This window comes from Acinetobacter shaoyimingii, from assembly GCF_011578045.1.
Classification (GTDB): Bacteria; Pseudomonadota; Gammaproteobacteria; order Pseudomonadales; family Moraxellaceae; genus Acinetobacter; species Acinetobacter shaoyimingii.
On the sequence record NZ_CP049801.1, the window covers coordinates 2797907 to 2815183 of the forward strand.

At 41.5% G+C, this 17277-nt stretch carries 13 protein-coding genes and 1 pseudogene; 6 read left to right on the forward strand and 8 right to left on the reverse strand.

The annotated features are described in order from the left end of the window. Positions 1 to 2 precede the first annotated feature (2 nt). The 6 genes from nuoG to ndhC form a co-directional block, all read right to left on the reverse strand. Entirely contained in the window at positions 3 to 2684 is a 2682-nt protein-coding gene (nuoG, locus tag G8E00_RS12610; RefSeq protein ID WP_166225097.1) for an NADH-quinone oxidoreductase subunit NuoG, read from the reverse strand. Positions 2685 to 2695: 11 nt separating this feature from the next. Then, on the reverse strand, positions 2696 to 4024 hold the full coding sequence (nuoF, locus tag G8E00_RS12615) for an NADH-quinone oxidoreductase subunit NuoF (RefSeq protein ID WP_166225100.1): 1329 nt from the start codon (positions 4022 to 4024) through the stop codon (positions 2696 to 2698). Then, positions 4021 to 4530 carry an NADH-quinone oxidoreductase subunit NuoE gene (nuoE, locus tag G8E00_RS12620; RefSeq protein WP_166010178.1) on the reverse strand — a complete coding sequence of 170 codons (510 nt, stop codon included), beginning with the start codon at positions 4528 to 4530 and terminating at the stop codon, positions 4021 to 4023. Before nuoE ends, nuoF begins: the two co-directional genes overlap by 4 nt. 14 nt (positions 4531 to 4544) lie before the next feature. Continuing rightward, entirely contained in the window at positions 4545 to 6332 is a 1788-nt protein-coding gene (gene nuoC, locus G8E00_RS12625; RefSeq protein WP_166010176.1) for an NADH-quinone oxidoreductase subunit C/D, read from the reverse strand. An 86-nt stretch (positions 6333 to 6418) separates the two neighbouring features. Continuing rightward, entirely contained in the window at positions 6419 to 7096 is a 678-nt protein-coding gene (locus G8E00_RS12630; protein ID WP_166010174.1) for a NuoB/complex I 20 kDa subunit family protein, read from the reverse strand. A gap of 7 nt (positions 7097 to 7103) precedes the next feature. Beyond that, positions 7104 to 7649 carry an NADH-quinone oxidoreductase subunit A gene (gene ndhC / locus G8E00_RS12635; RefSeq protein ID WP_166010172.1) on the reverse strand — a complete coding sequence of 182 codons (546 nt, stop codon included), beginning with the start codon at positions 7647 to 7649 and terminating at the stop codon, positions 7104 to 7106. Positions 7650 to 8219: 570 nt separating this feature from the next. On the opposite strand from ndhC, the gene G8E00_RS12640 reads away from it, so the two are divergent. Continuing rightward, on the forward strand, positions 8220 to 8576 hold the full coding sequence (locus G8E00_RS12640; protein WP_166225103.1) for a hypothetical protein: 357 nt from the start codon (positions 8220 to 8222) through the stop codon (positions 8574 to 8576). A 65-nt stretch (positions 8577 to 8641) separates the two neighbouring features. Here the strand turns inward: G8E00_RS12640 and G8E00_RS12645 are convergent. After that, positions 8642 to 10264, reverse strand: a pseudogene (locus G8E00_RS12645) (ATP-binding protein). A 45-nt stretch (positions 10265 to 10309) separates the two neighbouring features. Continuing rightward, positions 10310 to 11026, reverse strand: coding sequence for a response regulator transcription factor BfmR (gene bfmR / locus G8E00_RS12650; RefSeq protein ID WP_166010166.1), 717 nt, complete (start codon positions 11024 to 11026; stop codon positions 10310 to 10312). Between the two features lie 553 nt (positions 11027 to 11579). Here bfmR and G8E00_RS12655 point away from each other — a divergent pair. The 5 genes from G8E00_RS12655 (at position 11580) to G8E00_RS12670 (ending at position 17235) form a co-directional block, all read left to right on the forward strand. Beyond that, on the forward strand, positions 11580 to 14450 hold the full coding sequence (locus G8E00_RS12655; protein ID WP_166010164.1) for a ribonucleoside-diphosphate reductase subunit alpha: 2871 nt from the start codon (positions 11580 to 11582) through the stop codon (positions 14448 to 14450). Positions 14451 to 14977: 527 nt separating this feature from the next. Continuing rightward, positions 14978 to 15109 carry a hypothetical protein gene (locus G8E00_RS16545; RefSeq protein WP_406741388.1) on the forward strand — a complete coding sequence of 44 codons (132 nt, stop codon included), beginning with the start codon at positions 14978 to 14980 and terminating at the stop codon, positions 15107 to 15109. Between the two features lie 140 nt (positions 15110 to 15249). Then, positions 15250 to 16533, forward strand: a complete 1284-nt coding sequence (locus G8E00_RS12660; RefSeq protein WP_166225106.1) for a ribonucleotide-diphosphate reductase subunit beta — start codon at positions 15250 to 15252, stop codon at positions 16531 to 16533. A gap of 60 nt (positions 16534 to 16593) precedes the next feature. Beyond that, complete coding sequence (locus tag G8E00_RS12665; protein ID WP_166010160.1) at positions 16594 to 16827, forward strand: DUF2188 domain-containing protein; 234 nt, start codon at positions 16594 to 16596, stop codon at positions 16825 to 16827. A 126-nt stretch (positions 16828 to 16953) separates the two neighbouring features. Continuing rightward, the gene (locus G8E00_RS12670; protein ID WP_166010158.1) at positions 16954 to 17235 is read left to right on the forward strand and encodes a DUF4236 domain-containing protein; all 282 of its coding nucleotides are present in this window, start codon (positions 16954 to 16956) and stop codon (positions 17233 to 17235) included. The last annotated feature ends 42 nt before the right edge of the window (positions 17236 to 17277 follow it).

The window sequence follows — 17277 nt, forward strand, 5'->3', positions numbered from 1 at the left end:
AATTACACTCCTACCGCGACTGATACAGGCTCAGCAAGAGAAACCGTTGGCGCTAAACCAATTGGGTAACCAATATAACCTGTAGGTAAATATTCAATCACTTGTACAGGCAAACTGATTGTAGACTCGCCTGCTTTCACGGTGATGTTTTGACCATCTTTCAAATTCAAACGTGTTGCATCTTGTTCGCCTACTGCAAATACCGCTTCAGGAATACGCGATTCCATTGCAGGTGTTTTCACAGTGAACTCGCCAGAACCAAAGATATGATGCATTGGCACAAGGCGGAAACTTTCAGCATTTGTTAACACTGGAGTTGGAGCAACATAAGTACGCGCAGGACGTTTTGCTAAACGATCGAACAAACGAATACCCGAATCACCACCTTTTAAGTGACCACCCACGTTGTCTTGGAATTTGTTCCAAGCTTGTGGAGAGTTCCAACCTGCAGACCATGCAAATGGTACAAGTGCCGATGGTGTTTGATTTCCGACATAACCTTCCATAGAGAATGTTAATGCAGAATCTTTATCGACAGGCTGTTTAGGTTCATGCACGGATAAAGGTGCGCGCATTGCAGTACGACCTGAGTAACGACGTGGTTCACGTGCGATTTTCAAGCCATGTACACGGTAGCCAGCATCTGGCGCTACGTCTTGAATTGCTTCTAAGGCAGGTACATTTTTCGCAACTGAATCAATAACGTCGTCAAGCAATGTCCAAGAAATCGCTTTACCTTGTAAACCAGTTTCAATGGCATGCAACCAGCGCCATGATTCTTTAATCGCGTATTCTGGTTTGTAGTAGCTTGGGTCATACACTTGATAGAAACGTTGTGCACGGCCTTCTTGCGATACCACAGTACCATCACCTTCAGCGAAGCTTGCAGCTGAAAGCACGACATTTGCTTTTTTCACTGTTTCAGTTTCAGAGTGATCAAGAACAATCACATCTTTCGCTTTTGCCAGTGCAGCATCGACTTGTTTTGCAGGTAAACGACGGTAAAGGTCATTTTCCACAACAATGATCGTGTCGTAATCTTTGGCAAATGCTTGCTCTAGACTTTGACCACCAAAGATTGCTAAGCCCATTGAGTTCACTTCTGGAACAGTCAATGTAAGCCCTGCATTACCTAGGTTTTGAGCCACTTGTGCCGCAGCTTCCATGATCGCAGGATCTTGTAAGCTTGTACCAGAGATAATCAATGGTTTTTTCGCTGCTTTTAAAGTGTCTGCAATGGTTTGTGCAAATGCTTTTGCATCGTCATCAAGACCTGTGAAGCTTTCACCTTTTACAGCAGCAGCAACAGCAAAACCTAAACGCGCGATATCATTTGGAGAAGCAACCACTTCACCCGTCGCAACATCTGATAAACGTGTTTGAGTCGCAGCTAAGATGTAAATTGGGGATTTCGCATCTTGACCAATACGTTGTACAGGTTCAGCCAACCATTCTTGGGTACGACGTTCCGCTGCCATTTCTTTGGCTTTGTTTTTCGCCGCTTGACGAACTGACAAGGCCATACGTGGCGCAGTTTGCGTTAAGTCTTCACCTAAGATCAGTACCGCATCGTAGCTTTCGATTTCACGCATACCTGGGTTATAGACACCCTCGGTTTGCATAATTGATGCAGCTAACTCAACCAAGTTCTGCTCTTTTTGAGACAGACCTGTTGAATAGTTATCTTGTCCAACCAATTCACGAAGCGCGAAGTTAGACTCAATTGATGCACGTGGTGAACCAATACCCAATACTTTTTTACCTTGGATATTTGCAATCACAGTATCAAGCGCTTGGTCAACTGAAACAGTTTGAACGTCTGCACCTTGACGGAATTGTGGTTGACGTGGACGATCTGCACGGTTCACATAACCTGTACCGAAACGACCTTTGTCACACAAGAAGTATTGGTTGACTTCACCATTAAAACGGTTTTCGACACGACGAAGTTCGCCATAACGTTCACCCGGAGAAATGTTACAACCTGAAGAACAACCTTGGCATACGCTTGGCGCATACTGCATGTCCCATTTACGGTTATAGCGTTCTGAATGCGTTTTGTCTGTGAAAACACCAGTCGGGCAGACTTCAGTTAAGTTACCAGAGAACTCAGACTCTAAAGTGCCTGATTCTGGACGACCGAAGTAAACACGTGAAGCATTTGCATACACACCAAAGTCTGTACCACCCGCATAGTCTTTGTAGTAACGCACACAACGGTAACACGCAATACAACGGTTCATTTCGTGAGAAATGAATGAGCCTAGCTCTTGGTTGTAATGGGTACGTTTTGTGAAGCGATAACGACGACGATCATGCTGAGTCATCACCGTCATATCTTGTAAATGACAGTGACCACCCTCTTCACAGACTGGACAGTCGTGTGGGTGATTGGTCATCAAGAATTCAACAACAGAAGCACGGAAATCTTTCGCTTCTTTGTCTTCAATTGAAATATAGGTATTGTCAGCAGCAGGTGTCATACATGACATGACTAAACGACCACGCGTATCTTCAGGATTCGCGTATTGAGTCACAGCACATTGACGGCATGAACCGACAGAACCTAAGGATGGATGCCAACAAAAGTATGGGATGTCAATGCCAAGACTCAAACAAGCTTGTAGCAAGTTTTCTGAGCCGTTGACTTCATACGATTTTCCATCGACATGAATTGTAGCCATAGTCGAATTCCTTAAACTTGTTCTGCGTGGCTGGTTTGAGCTGCTGCGTTTACAACTTTAGCTTCAAACTCGCTACGGAAATGTTTGAGTGCACCCATAAGTGGTTCCATTGCACCTGGTGCGTGAGCGCAGAAAGTTTTACCAATCCAAAGCTTACGAGTAAGCTCTTGTAAGTGATCGATATCTTCTTTCTTACCTGTACCATCTTCTAGTGCTTTGAGCGCTTTTACTGCCCAAGGTAAACCGTCACGGCAAGGAGTACACCAACCGCATGACTCACGTGCAAAGAATTCTTCTAGGTTACGCGTTGCTGAAACCATACATTGTGTTTCATCAACCACCATGAGCAAACATGTCCCTAAACGTGAACCTGCTTTCATGATGCTTTCTGCATCCATTGGAAGATCAATATGTTCAGCAGCCAAGAAGTCTGTAGAAGCACCACCTGGTAACCATGCTTTCAGTTTCAATCCATCACGCATACCACCGGCATGATCTTCAATCACTTCACGCGCAGTTGTACCGAATGGAAGCTCCCAAAGACCTGGGAATTTTACTTTGCCTGATGCACCATAAATTTTAGTGCCTGGATCTTTCGATTTACCCGCAGATAGACCGATATACCATTCAGGACCACGAAGCATTATGGCTGGCAAGTTGTTGTAAGTCTCTACGTTGTTGACAATCGTAGGACGACCCCAAGCACCTGCAACTTGTGGGAAAGGCGGTTTAGTACGAGGATTCGCACGACGACCTTCAAGTGAGTTAATCAATGCAGTTTCTTCACCGCAGATATAACGGCCTGCACCTGTATGTACATGAAGGTCAAAGTTCCAACCTGTACCTAAGATGTCTTTACCCAAATAACCTTTAGCACGAATTTGTTCTAAAGCTTCATTTAAGTATTTTGCCGCTTCGATATATTCACCACGGATGAAGATATAACCTTGAGTTGCCTCTAGGGTATAACCTGCAATGAGCATCCCTTCGATCAATTGATGAGGAAGATCTTCCATCAACAAACGGTCTTTGAATGTTCCTGGTTCCATTTCATCGGCATTACAGATCAGGTAACGTGGACCACCATCATTTGGTGCCATCAATGACCATTTAATCCCTGCTGGGAAACCTGCACCACCACGACCTTTTACCGTTGCCGCTTTAACCACTTCTAATACTTCAGCAGGTTTCATACCCAAAGCTTTTTTAAAGCCTGCGTAACCTTCTAAAGCTTCGTAGTCATCTGCACTGCGAACATTTGCCTGTTTACTCAAACGCCAAGTCAGTGGATGAGTTTCTGGGTTACCGTCGCCATAAATCGGTTTTGGTTCAGTATTCATACATACTTCTCCAATAACTGTTTCACTGAAGATACTTCAACCAATCCATGAGTATCTTCATTAATCATGAGTGTTGGACCTTTGTCACAGTTACCTAAACAGCAAATTGGCAATAAAGTAAAACGACCATCTTGTGTCGTTTGACCAAATTGAATGCCCAACTCACGTTGGAATGCTTCTGCCAAAGTTTCCGCACCCATAAGGAAGCATGCGATTGAATCACATAGCAAAATTACGTTACGACCAACAGGTTGACGGTAGATACGGTTATAGAAAGTTGCAACACCTTCTAAATCTGCAACACTCATCGAAAGCAATTGTGCAATCGCATTCATTTGTGCGTCGTCTACCCATCCATTACGGCGTTGTACACATTTGAGCGCATCTAAGCACGCTGCACGTGGGTACGGATAGTGACCAATGTGATGTTCGATTTCGTGGATTTCGTCATGCGTCAAAATCCCTTCTACATTCACACGTGGCTTTTTATCAGTCAAAATCATCATAATGCGTTTACCCCTTAGCGATCCACGTCGGCCATTACGACGTCAATTGTCGCTAAATAAATGATTAAGTCAGATACAAGACTGCCGTTAATCACAGAAGGCATTTGCTGTAAATGCGTGAAAGTTGGTGTACGAATACGAGTACGGTAACTCATGGTTGACTTGTCTGAAGTCAAGTAGTAGTTCGACGCACCTTTAACCACTTCCGCCATTACAGATGCTTCACCTGCTGGCATTACAGGACCCCAAGATACGCTCAAGAAGTGCGTAATTAAGGTTTCAATATCTTGTAATGTCTTGTCTTTTGGTGGTGGAACAGCCAATGGATGGTCTGCTTTGTACGCACCAGACGGCATATTATCTAAACATTGTTTGATAATTTTTAGTGATTCTTCAATTTCACGGAAGTGAACAAGAACACGTGCATATGCATCGCCTTCATACTCTAACGGAACATCGAAGTCGTAGTTTTCATAACCACTGTATGGACGGTATTTACGAACATCAAAGTCAATACCTGTTGCACGTAAACCTGTACCTGTCACACCCCATGCCAACGCAGATTTCGCATCGTATTGAGCGACGTTACGGGTACGACCAATAAACACTGAGTTTTTCAATGCTGCGGTGTAGTACTCGTTCATACGTTTCGGCATCCAATCCAAGATTTCACGAATCAGGTGTTGCCAATTGTTTGGAAGGTCATGTGCTGTACCACCGATACGGAACCACGCTGGGTGCATACGGTAACCTGTGATTGCTTCAATCGCATCATAGATTTTTTGACGGTCAGCAAACATATAGAATACAGGCGTCATACCACCTGCATCCTGAATCGCTGTACCAATAAACAATAAGTGGTTATTGATACGGAACAATTCAGACATCATGACACGGATACATTGCGCACGATCAGGGACAGTAATCCCTGCAAGTTGCTCAACGCCCATCACATATGGCATGTTTTGCGCACAACCACCTAAGTAGTCAACACGGTCTGTATATGGAATAAATGAATGCCATGTTTGACGTTCAGCCATCTTTTCCACACCACGGTGGTGATAGCCAATATCAGGTACACAGTCCTTAACTTCTTCGCCATCGAGCTGCAAGATCACACGGAATGCACCATGCGCAGATGGATGGTTAGGACCTAAGTTCAAGAACATGAAGTCTTCATCAGCATTACCACGCTTCATACCCCAATCTTCAGGTACAAATCGTAGGTGCTCTTGTTCATAATCTTGCTTGGCTTTGTCCTGCATATACGGTGTATATTCAGTCGCACGTGCAGAATATTCTTTACGAAGTGGGTGACCTTCCCAATAGGTTGGCAACAAGATACGACGGAGCATTGGATGCCCTTCGAAGTTGATACCAAACATATCGTAAGCTTCACGTTCGTACCAGTTGGCATTCGGCCAAATGTTAGTTGCAGTTGGAAGATTTACATCATTCTCATTCAACGCAACTTTTATACGAATATCACTATTACGCTCAAGCGATAACAGGTGATAGAACACTGTGAAATCAGACGCAGGTAACCCGTCACGATGTGTACGTAAGCGCTCATCTACAGCAGACAAGTCGAATAACATCACGTACGGACGTGAGACGGTACGCAAGAACATCAATACGTCTTGTACACGTGCGCGCTCAACCCAGACCGTTGGAAAATCTTCAAAAGTCGTTTGCACATAGAAGTTCTCACCAAACTTGGTTTTGAGTTCTTCTACAATTGCAAATGCAGGGCGTGAATCAACTGGAGTTGATTCTGGCATAGCAATGTCAGTTTCAGCCATTGGCTTGGCTTCCTATTTTATTCAAATTCATTCAATTAAAACGACAATTACACCCACTCAGGGTGCATCAACATTTGCCGTTCGAATTATTTAATTTCATCCATTGAGCGCAAGTTTTTCACAGCAATACGCTCTGCATTTTTACGATCACGTTCAGGCTGCATCTTTGGCTTATAAACTGGCTTAAGATCATCCCCGATAACCGCAGAAAGTGGTCGGCGCTCTAACTGAATTTGGTCTTGCAATAACATCAATGCTTGAATCAGTGCTTCAGGACGCGGTGGGCAACCTGGAACATAAACATCCACAGGAATGATTTTATCTACACCTTGTACCACTGAATAAATGTCGTACATACCGCCTGAGTTGGCACAAGCACCCATGGAAATCACCCACTTCGGCTCAAGCATTTGCTCATATAAACGTTGAATTACAGGCGCCATTTTCATGAAGCATGTACCCGCAACGATCATTAAGTCAGCCTGACGAGGCGAAGCACGAATAACCTCTGCACCGAAACGTGACAAGTCATGCACACCTGTTAATGTGGTTGCATATTCTACGTAACAGCATGATGTACCAAAGTTAAACGGCCAAACTGAGTTCTTACGACCCCAGTTTACTGCTGTGTGTACCACGTCCTCTAAACGAGTCATGAACACATTTTTATTCACTTCTTCTTCAAGCGGATCGGTAACGATTTGACGCTCTTGAAGTGGATATTGATCAGCATCCGGATTCGCACGGGTTAATGTATATTTCATTCCCGGGTTACTCCTTATCAGATGATGTAGTCAGTGATTGTTTCACACGACCAGAGGATTGAGCTGGAATCTGACCAGTAGGATCAGTCACCAATTCTTCAATTGAATTGAAGCGAGTAATTTCTGCAATATCCATATTTGGTGAACCAATTTTCAGTGGTTTACCAGCAGCTTTACGACGATCTACAGGTGACCAATTTAATGCACCTACCGCAATTGCATAAACCAAAGCAATTAATAAATCGACAACAAAAACCACAACCGTTGTAAAACCGAACCAACCTACTTCACGCACAGAAGTTGACCATGCATATAAGTAAAGTGCTTCCAAGTCAAAAACAACGAAGAAAATTGCAACGAGATAGAACTTCGCAGACAAGCGAATACGTGCTCCACCAGCACCTACAACACCTGACTCAAACTGCTCTTGCTTCGCACGCCCCCATGATTTACCCCCAAGGAGTAAAGGAACTGTAAGCATAAAGACGCATAAAAATGTAACGCCGATCACGAAGGCAATAACTGCCCAATCGTATGGAGTAATGGCACTCATGCGGGGATAACTCCTGGCAGGCCGACTTATTAACAAAGAATGTATGTATTGGCCTTTGAATACACCAAACACAAAATTAATCCTCGCAATTGTACCTGATTGCAGAGGGTTGTTGCTAGCTTATAAGACGCCGTCTTTTGGATGAATTTTTAATCAATGTAATAATTAATTTGTTTTTATTACTACAGTCCACGGCTTAATCGTTTTATCAAATTGAAACAACTTTTTTTATCATTTTTTCTTTAGAGAAGATTTCGTAAGGAAATCTTATAAAGCCTGCAATATTAGCCTAAAGTCTAATATCCATAGAATTTCTCCATTTTTTAACAAATCCACTTTATTTTCACTATTTCCAAAATAAATACCACCCTCAAGACCTAATGTCTAATAAATATACACCAGCTTGATATTTTTTATACAGTTGAAGTATTTTCACACAAAAATCAAAGAACATTAATTAAACATTTTTCTCTCTTCTTGTGTCATTTTTGCAACTCTTGATCCGCAATTTGACTGGAGTATGTTATTTATATTGAAAACTCAAAAATTAAACATCCTGGAGAAACAATAATGACATTAGAATTTAGTCATAAGCCTAATTATTTCATGTACGCTCAACTCATCATTCGTCACATAGAAAGCTATATTAAAATGCATCCAGATGCGCAAAATGCCATTTTCGATCTCAGAGACATCTACCATCTATTTCAAGAAGACTTTGCTTCAACCACGACAAATTTAGATGGGATTTTAAATATTGCAGATGAATATACGGTTGACACCATTTCAGGGGATCAAAAGATTATTAGTCAATATAATATTGATGCTGCAAACAATAGACTGCTCATTGATTTTAATGCTGAAGCTTTGGATGCGCTTAAATCTGGCAAAAAAATTATTGAGCCGAATGCCAACAATTATCAATAAATTCAAATCCTGATCATCACACTAAAAAGCACCTGATATCAGGTGCTTTTTTTTGGATTATATGGTTACTTTTTGAATCGTCTAGCTGGCCATGACATCATAAATCGCGCCCCACCCAAATTTGGGCTTCGATCCACATGAATCGTTCCTCCAAACCAATAAGCAATACGACTTACAATGGAAAGACCTAAACCATAACCACCTGAAGCACGTGTACGACTATCATCGAGTCGAGCAAAGGCTTCAAATACACGCTGACGATCTTCTTCGGGAATCCCAGGGCCATCATCTTCTACACAGACATAAGCCATGTAATTCGAATCAATCCCTCCACTAATACGTACGGTATCATCACAATAACGGATCGCATTTCCGACCAAGTTCTGCACTACACGATGTAAATAACGGTACTCAGCATCGACCACAACTGAATCAGACAATGTCTGTAAATCAATATTTTTATTGGTTTTTAAAGCTTCCGTTTCAACTGCAACTTGACTCAGCACATCATTTAAAATGACTTTTTCAAAATTAAGCGAAGGCATGCCCTGCTCTAATTTTGCATAGGTCATGATCTCATCAATCAAGGTGTTTAACGCCTCAATATCTTTATCGATCATTTCCACTTGCTGTAATCGATATTCATATTCTTGTTCGTCCGCCAACATTTCCAGTCCAAAACGAATCCGCGCCACAGGCGTTCTGAGTTCATGCGATACAGCACGCATCAACTCTCGCTGCGCTTCAATAAGTCGCTGAATATGATCAGACATGTTGTTATAACTGGAGGCTAAGTTGGCCATTTCGTCATACCCTTCCACAGGTACACGAACGGACATCTCCCCTTTTTGCATCACATCTAAGGCATCATTAACCTGACGTAGTTTCCTTTGCATTGGCACAATCAAACCCTATACCCCTAAACAAAGGATAAACATACTCAGTAGCGTAATTCCTGCAGCCAATTGAAAAGGAATCCAATTGAACATCTTGATTGGACCCATGACCAAAACATCACCCGGTGAGTTTGGCATTGGATTTAAAATCGAAATGCTCGCACCACTGCCCGTGGCACTGTCTGCAATTAAAATCACACTTTGATTGAGTCTTAGACGCCCAATTTGCTCAGGGTCTAGATTGAGTTCAGTAATTCTTTTAATTTCTAAATCATAGGAGAAATATTGCTTAATCTTGGCGAGGTATTCACGCTCTTGCCCAGGATAATAATTTAAGTAATCCCAAATAAAGATCGGCAAGACTTTCATTGGTCTCTCGACCGAATCTTCTTTCTTCAAATATAAGTAAAGCAGATGCTTGGGATCATCCTTTAACCCAATAAGAAAATAATTAACGCCCTTTTCAGCGTCATATCGGACGACAGCCTGACGATTATTTAAGCGCTTTCTTTCACTGTGTGAAAAATCAACTTTGTTTGCATCAATGGTATAGATTTTAATACCCAATAAATCTGATGCATCTGAGATCCAATCTTGCTTTTGTTGCGGGGTTGGCTGACGTGCGATACTTTCACTGACTACATAGGCTATGCCATCAGTCAAAGACTCACGATACTTTTGCGCACGCTGATAGTTAATAATTTGAACCAATAAATAGCCAAATATTGCCACAAGAACGACCGTAATGACCAATCCTGCATAGATGCGCAAAAATATACTGTGTTTAGACACGTATTATGAATACCTAATCAAATCAAGAAATAACCAACAGAATACTTACATTCCATTGGTTTCTTTAACGAATAAATAACCTTTACTACGAACTGTTTTAATTCGTTTCGGGTTCTCAGGATCATCACCAATTTTTGGACGAATACGTGAAATACGTACATCGATCGAACGATCTTGACCATCGTATTCAATCCCACGTAAGCGCTCAAAAATATCTTCGCGTGACAGAATACGACCAGCATTGGATGCCAATAACCACAATAAGTCATATTCAGCACTGGTGAAATCGACCAATTCGCCATTCAGCGTCACTGAGCGCCCACCATTATCAATGACTAGGTCATCAAATTCGATACGTTGCGCCACTTCATCTTCAGTGGTTTTGTCTGTACGGCGTAATAATGCACGAATACGAGCCAGTAAAACACGTGGTTGTACAGGTTTTGCCACATAGTCGTCCGCACCCATTTCTAGACCTAAAACTTGGTCCATATCTTCAGTACGTGCAGTCAACATCAAAATCGGTTGGTGATAATGTGGACGAACTTCACGACAAACGGTTAAACCATCTGCACCTGGTAACATTACATCCAGCACAACCATGTCAGGTTGTTCAGCAATAATGCGACGGATCGCACGATTACCATCAGGTTCTACACCAACTTCCAATCCATTTCGAATCAAATATTCTTGGGTCAAACGAGCAAGACGCTCATCATCTTCCACAATTAAAATTTTTGGTAACTTTTCTTCTTGGCTCATATACTGCCCCTATATTTAGTTCTGCATTGCCTGCAAATAATTCACATTCAACGCACTTATATTGCAATATACACACGTTTACATTGTAAACAAGATTCCATTCACCAAACTGATACACGATAGTTGCAATTTGTAATTTTTTATTAAGCGTTGAATTATAAAAACTTTTAATGACATCACTGTAAATTAAGGACATGCAAAATAATCAAGCAAAAATATTTTGAATAAAAATTATACAAAATGTTTCGTCGCAATTTAACAACTTGATCCGTTTCACACTTTCTCACTTATCCACAAAGTTATCTATAAGCACTCTAAAAACTCTCTGTTATGCTATCGCCTTGTGGAATAAGACATATAACAATTTTTCTTTTTATCGCAATTTTTTTGCACGGGGAAAGCCAATTTTTTTTGGGAAAAAATTATCAAAATGTCAATATTGATCTACATGAAAAATTCCCGTATCTTGTGTCTTAAATGAAATTAAACCACTAAGTCTTGTGTTTATCCCTCAAATGTCGTGACAACTCATTTTTGGTTTTGTCCGATTCAAATGGTCTATAAACATAATAATGATGACAATGGAGCTACGCTGAAAATGAGCGCTAATACAACCCCTGGTCAACTTCAAGTGATTAAACGCACTGGTGATGTTGCCCCTTTTGATGCAGATAAAATCTCTGTAGCAATTGGTAAAGCTTTCTTGGCTGTTGAAGGACAACCAAGTGCAGATTCTAGCCGCATCCATGATCGTATTACTCAGTTAACTGAGATGGTCATGAACACGTTTAACCGTCGTTTGCCTTCTGGCGGCACAATTCACATTGAAGAAATTCAAGATCAAGTTGAATTAGCGTTAATGCGTACAGGCGAACAAAAAGTGGCACGTGCTTACGTGATTTATCGTGAGCAGCGTTCTTCTGCACGTAAACAGACAGGTGCACACCATCACCCTACGTTGCAAATTACCGGTGCAAATGGTCAACTTGAGCCGCTTGACTTAACTCGTCTACAAGCAACAATTGCAAAAGCGAGCGAAGGTTTAGAAGGTATCGACGTTCAAGCGATTGTCGATGAAACTGTAAAAAACTTGTACAACGGCGTAAAAGCGACTGACATCTCAACAACTATGATGATGGCAACGCGTACCCGTATTGAACAAGAGCCTAATTATACGTATGTGACTGCACGTTTACTTCGTGACAACTTGGTTGCTACAGGTTTAGAGTTCCTAGGTCTTTCTACAGATACCAACGAAGGCGATGCTTTAGAAACATTCTTGAATAAAGGTGTTGAGCTTGAGCTTCTTTCTAAAGACTTACTTGACTTTGATTTAGTGAAATTGGCTGCTGCGATCAAACCTGAACGCTCTAACCAATTTACTTACTTAGGTCTTCAAACATTATTTGACCGTTACTTCATCCATTCAGATGGCGTACGTTTCGAATTGCCACAATTGTTCTTCATGCGCGTGTCTATGGGCTTGGCGTTAAATGAAGACAACCGTGAAGATCGTGCAATTGAATTCTATGACTTATTGTCTAGCTTCGACTACATGGCGTCTACGCCGACATTGTTTAACTCTGGTACTTTACGTCCACAGTTATCAAGTTGCTACTTAACCACCATCGCAGATGACCTCTATAACATTTATGGTTCTATGCGTGACAATGCCCTGCTTTCTAAGTGGGCAGGCGGTTTAGGTAACGACTGGACACCAGTTCGGGCATTGAACTCTTATATCAAAGGCACAAACGGTAAGTCGCAAGGTGTTGTTCCATTCCTTAAAGTGGCAAACGATACTGCAGTTGCGGTTAACCAAGGTGGTAAGCGTAAAGGTGCAGTATGTGCATACCTTGAAACTTGGCACTTAGACATTGAAGAATTCTTAGAGCTTCGTAAGAACACAGGTGATGACCGTCGTCGTACGCATGACATGAACACTGCAAACTGGGTTCCAGATTTGTTCATGCAACGTGTATTTGAAGATGCTGAATGGACATTGTTCACGCCATCTGAAACACCTGATCTTCACGACTTAACAGGTCTTGAGTTTGCTGAACGTTATGCTTACTACGAAGGTATTGCGAAAGAAACAAATATGTTGCACAAGAAAATCCGTGCAAAAGATTTGTGGCGCAAAATGTTGTCGATGTTGTTTGAAACAGGTCACCCGTGGATCACATTCAAAGACGTATGTAACTTACGTTCACCACAACAACACGTAGGCGTTGTTCACTCTTCGAACTTATGTACTGAAATTACCTTAAATACAAACCAAGACGAAATCGCGGTATGTAACTTAGGTTCAATCAACCTTGTACAACACGTTCAAGGTGGCAAGCTCGATCGTGAAAAACTTGCTCGCACAGTAAAAACTGCGGTTCGTATGCTCGATAATGTAATTGACATCAACTACTACGCAGTTGAACAAGCACGCAACTCGAACTTAAAACATCGTCCAGTCGGTATGGGTATCATGGGCTTCCAAGATGCTTTATACGAAATGAAACTTGCTTATGGTTCAGATGCTGCTGTTGATTTTGCTGATGAATCAATGGAAGTGATTTCTTACTACGCAATTTCAACATCAAGTGATTTGGCTGTTGAACGTGGTACTTACGAAACGTTTAAAGGTTCATTGTGGGATCAAGGTATCCTTCCAATTGACTCATTAGACATTGTTGCAAAATCACGTCCAGACCGTATGTTTGAAGTTGATCGTACCACTCGTTTAGATTGGGACACTTTACGTGCCAAAGTTCAAAAAGACGGTATGCGTAACTCAAACGTGATGGCGATTGCACCAACGGCAACCATTTCGAACATCTGTGGTGTTTCTCAGTCTATCGAACCGACTTTCCAAAACTTATATGTGAAATCCAACCTTTCTGGTGAATTCACTGTGATCAACCCGTACTTAGTACGTGCGTTGAAAGACCGCGGTCTTTGGGATTCAGTAATGGTGAACGATCTGAAACATTTCGAAGGTTCTGTTCAAAAAATCGCGCGTATTCCAGAAGAGTTAAAAGCAATCTTTGCAACTGCGTTCGAAGTTGAACCACGTTGGATCGTTGATGCTGCATCTCGTCGTCAAAAATGGATCGATCAAGCTCAGTCTCTTAACCTTTACATCTCTGGTGCAAATGGTAAGAAATTGGATATGACATACAAAATGGCGTGGTTACGTGGTCTGAAAACAACTTATTACCTACGTGCATTGGGTGCGACTTCTGCTGAGAAATCAACTATTAACACTGGTGCATTGAATGCTGTTAAAGCAACTGTTGCTGCTCCTGTCGCTGCAATTGCGAAAGAAGAGCCAAAAGCTGAAGTGGTTGCTGACGAAGAAGGTTTCGGTCAAGCAGCTCCAGTGCCAATGGCTTGCTCAATTGACAATCCTGATTGTGAGGCTTGTCAATAATCTGACAAAACCTCCCCTAACCCCTCCTAACAGGAGGGGGATTTCTCGAAGCAAATCGCAGAAAGAAAGTCCCTCTTTGTTAAAGAGGGATTTAGGGAGATTCCAAACTGAATAAAATAAAATAGGAGGTGCGGATGTAAAGATTTATAAAGTTTAAGCAATAAAAAATGGCCTATCACAAGTGACAGACCATTAGTTTGAAAACCCAAGCTTTCAGAGGAAATACTTCCCTGAATGACTAAAGTATTCGATGTTAAATTTTTCGACGACTTAACAAAGAATACTTTAACAAAGTTTAGGGTTAGAGTCACTCCTCTGAAAGCATCTTTTACAAAAAGGAAATGCTGATGAGAATAAGTTGCTCATTGGATAAGCCTGTTAGTGTTTGTAACTATGTTCGCTTTCGATTTAATCGTTGGGAAAAAGTGCAAGCTCATTGCAGAAGCTATCCAAATCAAGCCCAATTAAGCTTGTGGTAAAACTTAAGGGGCTGAAAAGCCTCTTAACTTAAATTCAAGGAAACCACCATGCTACATATGACCCATAACTACATGTTAGGACTTATTGCCCTGGTGGTTTCATTTGTTGTGTGTTTCTATCTGCCAATCACGTACGCGTGGTTTACGATTCGCAAGCAAAAGCGTAAGCAAAATAAGTAGTGTGGGTATCTACTCTACCGAACAATGTTGGTGATTTTATCGGCAAAACTTAATTTTGCTTACACAGATTGAGCGTTATGATGGGCATCTCTATGTGAGGTGTCTTAAAAAAGATATAAAGCAACGTAGAGAGAATTGATATGTCTATCCTGAGTTGGGACGATTTCGAAGATGATGAACCGAAACAAGCTGCACAAGCACAGCAGCCTGCGACCGTCGAACCGCAAAAAGCGACTAATTCGCAGGTGGTATCTCATGCACACAACACATCGTCGCATGTGGCAACTGCACAACCCGCTAGAACCAATTCAAGTCGATCAACAGATCCAACCGATCCGTTGGCTCGAGCATCTAGTGCCTTAGAACATTTAGATGTGGCACCTGGTTTAGAAGAACTCGAAATGGGTGCACAACGTGTACAGGTTGATGACAAAGCGATGATTAACTGTCGTGCTGACTTGAACCAACTTGTACCGTTCAAATATGAATGGGCTTGGCAGAAGTACCTAGACGGTTGTGCAAACCACTGGATGCCTCAAGAAGTCAACATGAACCATGACATTGCGCTTTGGAAGTCCGAAAATGGCTTAACTGAAGATGAGCGTACCATTGTGATGCGTTCACTTGGTTTCTTCTCAACAGCGGATTCTTTGGTTGCAAACAACTTGGTATTGGCGATTTACCGTCATATTACCAACCCTGAATGTCGTCAATACATTTTGCGTCAAGCATTCGAAGAAGCAATTCATACGCATGCTTACCAATACTGTATCGAATCTTTAGGTATGGATGAAGGCGAAGTCTTCAACATGTACCGTGAAGTACCATCAGTGGCGCGTAAAGCGGCTTGGGGCTTAAAGTATACGCAATCTTTGACTGATCCGAACTTCCACACAGGTACACCTGAAAACGATCAAATCTTGCTTCGCAACTTGATCGCATTCTACTGTGTTCTTGAAGGTATCTTCTTCTACTGTGGTTTCTCGCAAATCTTGTCTATGGGTCGTCGTAACAAGATGAATGGTGTTGCTGAGCAATTCCAATACATCTTACGTGATGAGTCTATGCACTTGAACTTTGGTATCGACATGATTAACCAAATCAAGATTGAGAACCCTCACCTATGGACAGCTGAGTTCCAACAAGAAATTATTCAAATGATTCTTGAAGGTACGATGCTTGAAATCGAATACGCGCGTGACACGATGCCACGTGGTGTATTGGGTATGAATGCAGCGATGATGGAAGAATACTTGAAGTTCATCTGTAACCGTCGTTTGGCTCAATTGGGCTTACCTGAACAGTTTGCTGGTGTGACAAACCCATTCCAGTGGATGTCTGAGATGATGGACTTACGTAAAGAGAAGAATTTCTTCGAGACTCGTGTAACGGATTACCAAACTGGTGGTGCGTTAAGCTGGTAAGAATTTTAAAGAGCGGAATCATTTGATTCCGCTCTTTTTCTGTTATAAGAGGCACACAATATGGCTAAAGGAAAAAATCAACACGTTGTTCCTCGCCAAGACGGTTGGGCTGTTAAAGGTGCTGGAAATAACAAGGCAACAAGAGTGGTTTCTACGCAAGCAGAAGCAATTCAGATCGCACAAGATATTGCTAAAAATCAGCAATCTGATACTAAAATTCATGGAAAAAATGGTCAGATTCGTGCAGGTAACAGCTATGGAAATGATCCATATCCACCAAAAGACAAAAGGTAAAATCCCACATTATTGTGAAATTTTTTTATCATTTAACCCCCACTAGAAATAAAGTTATCAAAACGATATATTCATTAAATATAAGTATAAGCTTTTGAAAAAAATATTAATTGGGTTGAAGAAAATATGTTTAAATTTAGAAAAAGTGTAAAAATTGCGCCTGGCGTTCGTTTAAACATAAGCAATAAAGGAATAAAAAGTATTTCTTTAGGAGGTAAAGGAATTACACAGAATATTAGCAAGAAAGGCGCACGTACAACTTTCAGCATTCCCCAAACAGGTCTTTCATACTCAACCACCACATCTTTCAGAAAGAAAAAAAGGACCACAAGCAACTCACATCAAGAACTTGTCTGGATTATCATAACTGTTTTTATAGTTTTTATAGTGTTTAAATTTTTTGTATAGCATAAAAAACCGCCCTAAAAGCGGTTTTTGTCCCATATAAGG

What these genes read in the sequence shown, in the direction of transcription:
- nuoG (WP_166225097.1), bottom strand. Translation starts at nt 2,684, where the DNA reads ATGGCTACAATTCATGTCGATGGAAAATCGTATGAAGTCAACGGCTCA.
- nuoF (WP_166225100.1), bottom strand. Translation starts at nt 4,024, where the DNA reads ATGAATACTGAACCAAAACCGATTTATGGCGACGGTAACCCAGAAACT.
- nuoE (WP_166010178.1), bottom strand. Translation starts at nt 4,530, where the DNA reads ATGATGATTTTGACTGATAAAAAGCCACGTGTGAATGTAGAAGGGATT.
- nuoC (WP_166010176.1), bottom strand. Translation starts at nt 6,332, where the DNA reads ATGGCTGAAACTGACATTGCTATGCCAGAATCAACTCCAGTTGATTCA.
- G8E00_RS12630 (WP_166010174.1), bottom strand. Translation starts at nt 7,096, where the DNA reads ATGAAATATACATTAACCCGTGCGAATCCGGATGCTGATCAATATCCA.
- ndhC (WP_166010172.1), bottom strand. Translation starts at nt 7,649, where the DNA reads ATGAGTGCCATTACTCCATACGATTGGGCAGTTATTGCCTTCGTGATC.
- G8E00_RS12640 (WP_166225103.1), top strand. Translation starts at nt 8,220, where the DNA reads ATGACATTAGAATTTAGTCATAAGCCTAATTATTTCATGTACGCTCAA.
- bfmR (WP_166010166.1), bottom strand. Translation starts at nt 11,026, where the DNA reads ATGAGCCAAGAAGAAAAGTTACCAAAAATTTTAATTGTGGAAGATGAT.
- G8E00_RS12655 (WP_166010164.1), top strand. Translation starts at nt 11,580, where the DNA reads ATGGTCTATAAACATAATAATGATGACAATGGAGCTACGCTGAAAATG.
- G8E00_RS16545 (WP_406741388.1), top strand. Translation starts at nt 14,978, where the DNA reads ATGCTACATATGACCCATAACTACATGTTAGGACTTATTGCCCTGGTG.
- G8E00_RS12660 (WP_166225106.1), top strand. Translation starts at nt 15,250, where the DNA reads ATGTCTATCCTGAGTTGGGACGATTTCGAAGATGATGAACCGAAACAA.
- G8E00_RS12665 (WP_166010160.1), top strand. Translation starts at nt 16,594, where the DNA reads ATGGCTAAAGGAAAAAATCAACACGTTGTTCCTCGCCAAGACGGTTGG.
- G8E00_RS12670 (WP_166010158.1), top strand. Translation starts at nt 16,954, where the DNA reads ATGTTTAAATTTAGAAAAAGTGTAAAAATTGCGCCTGGCGTTCGTTTA.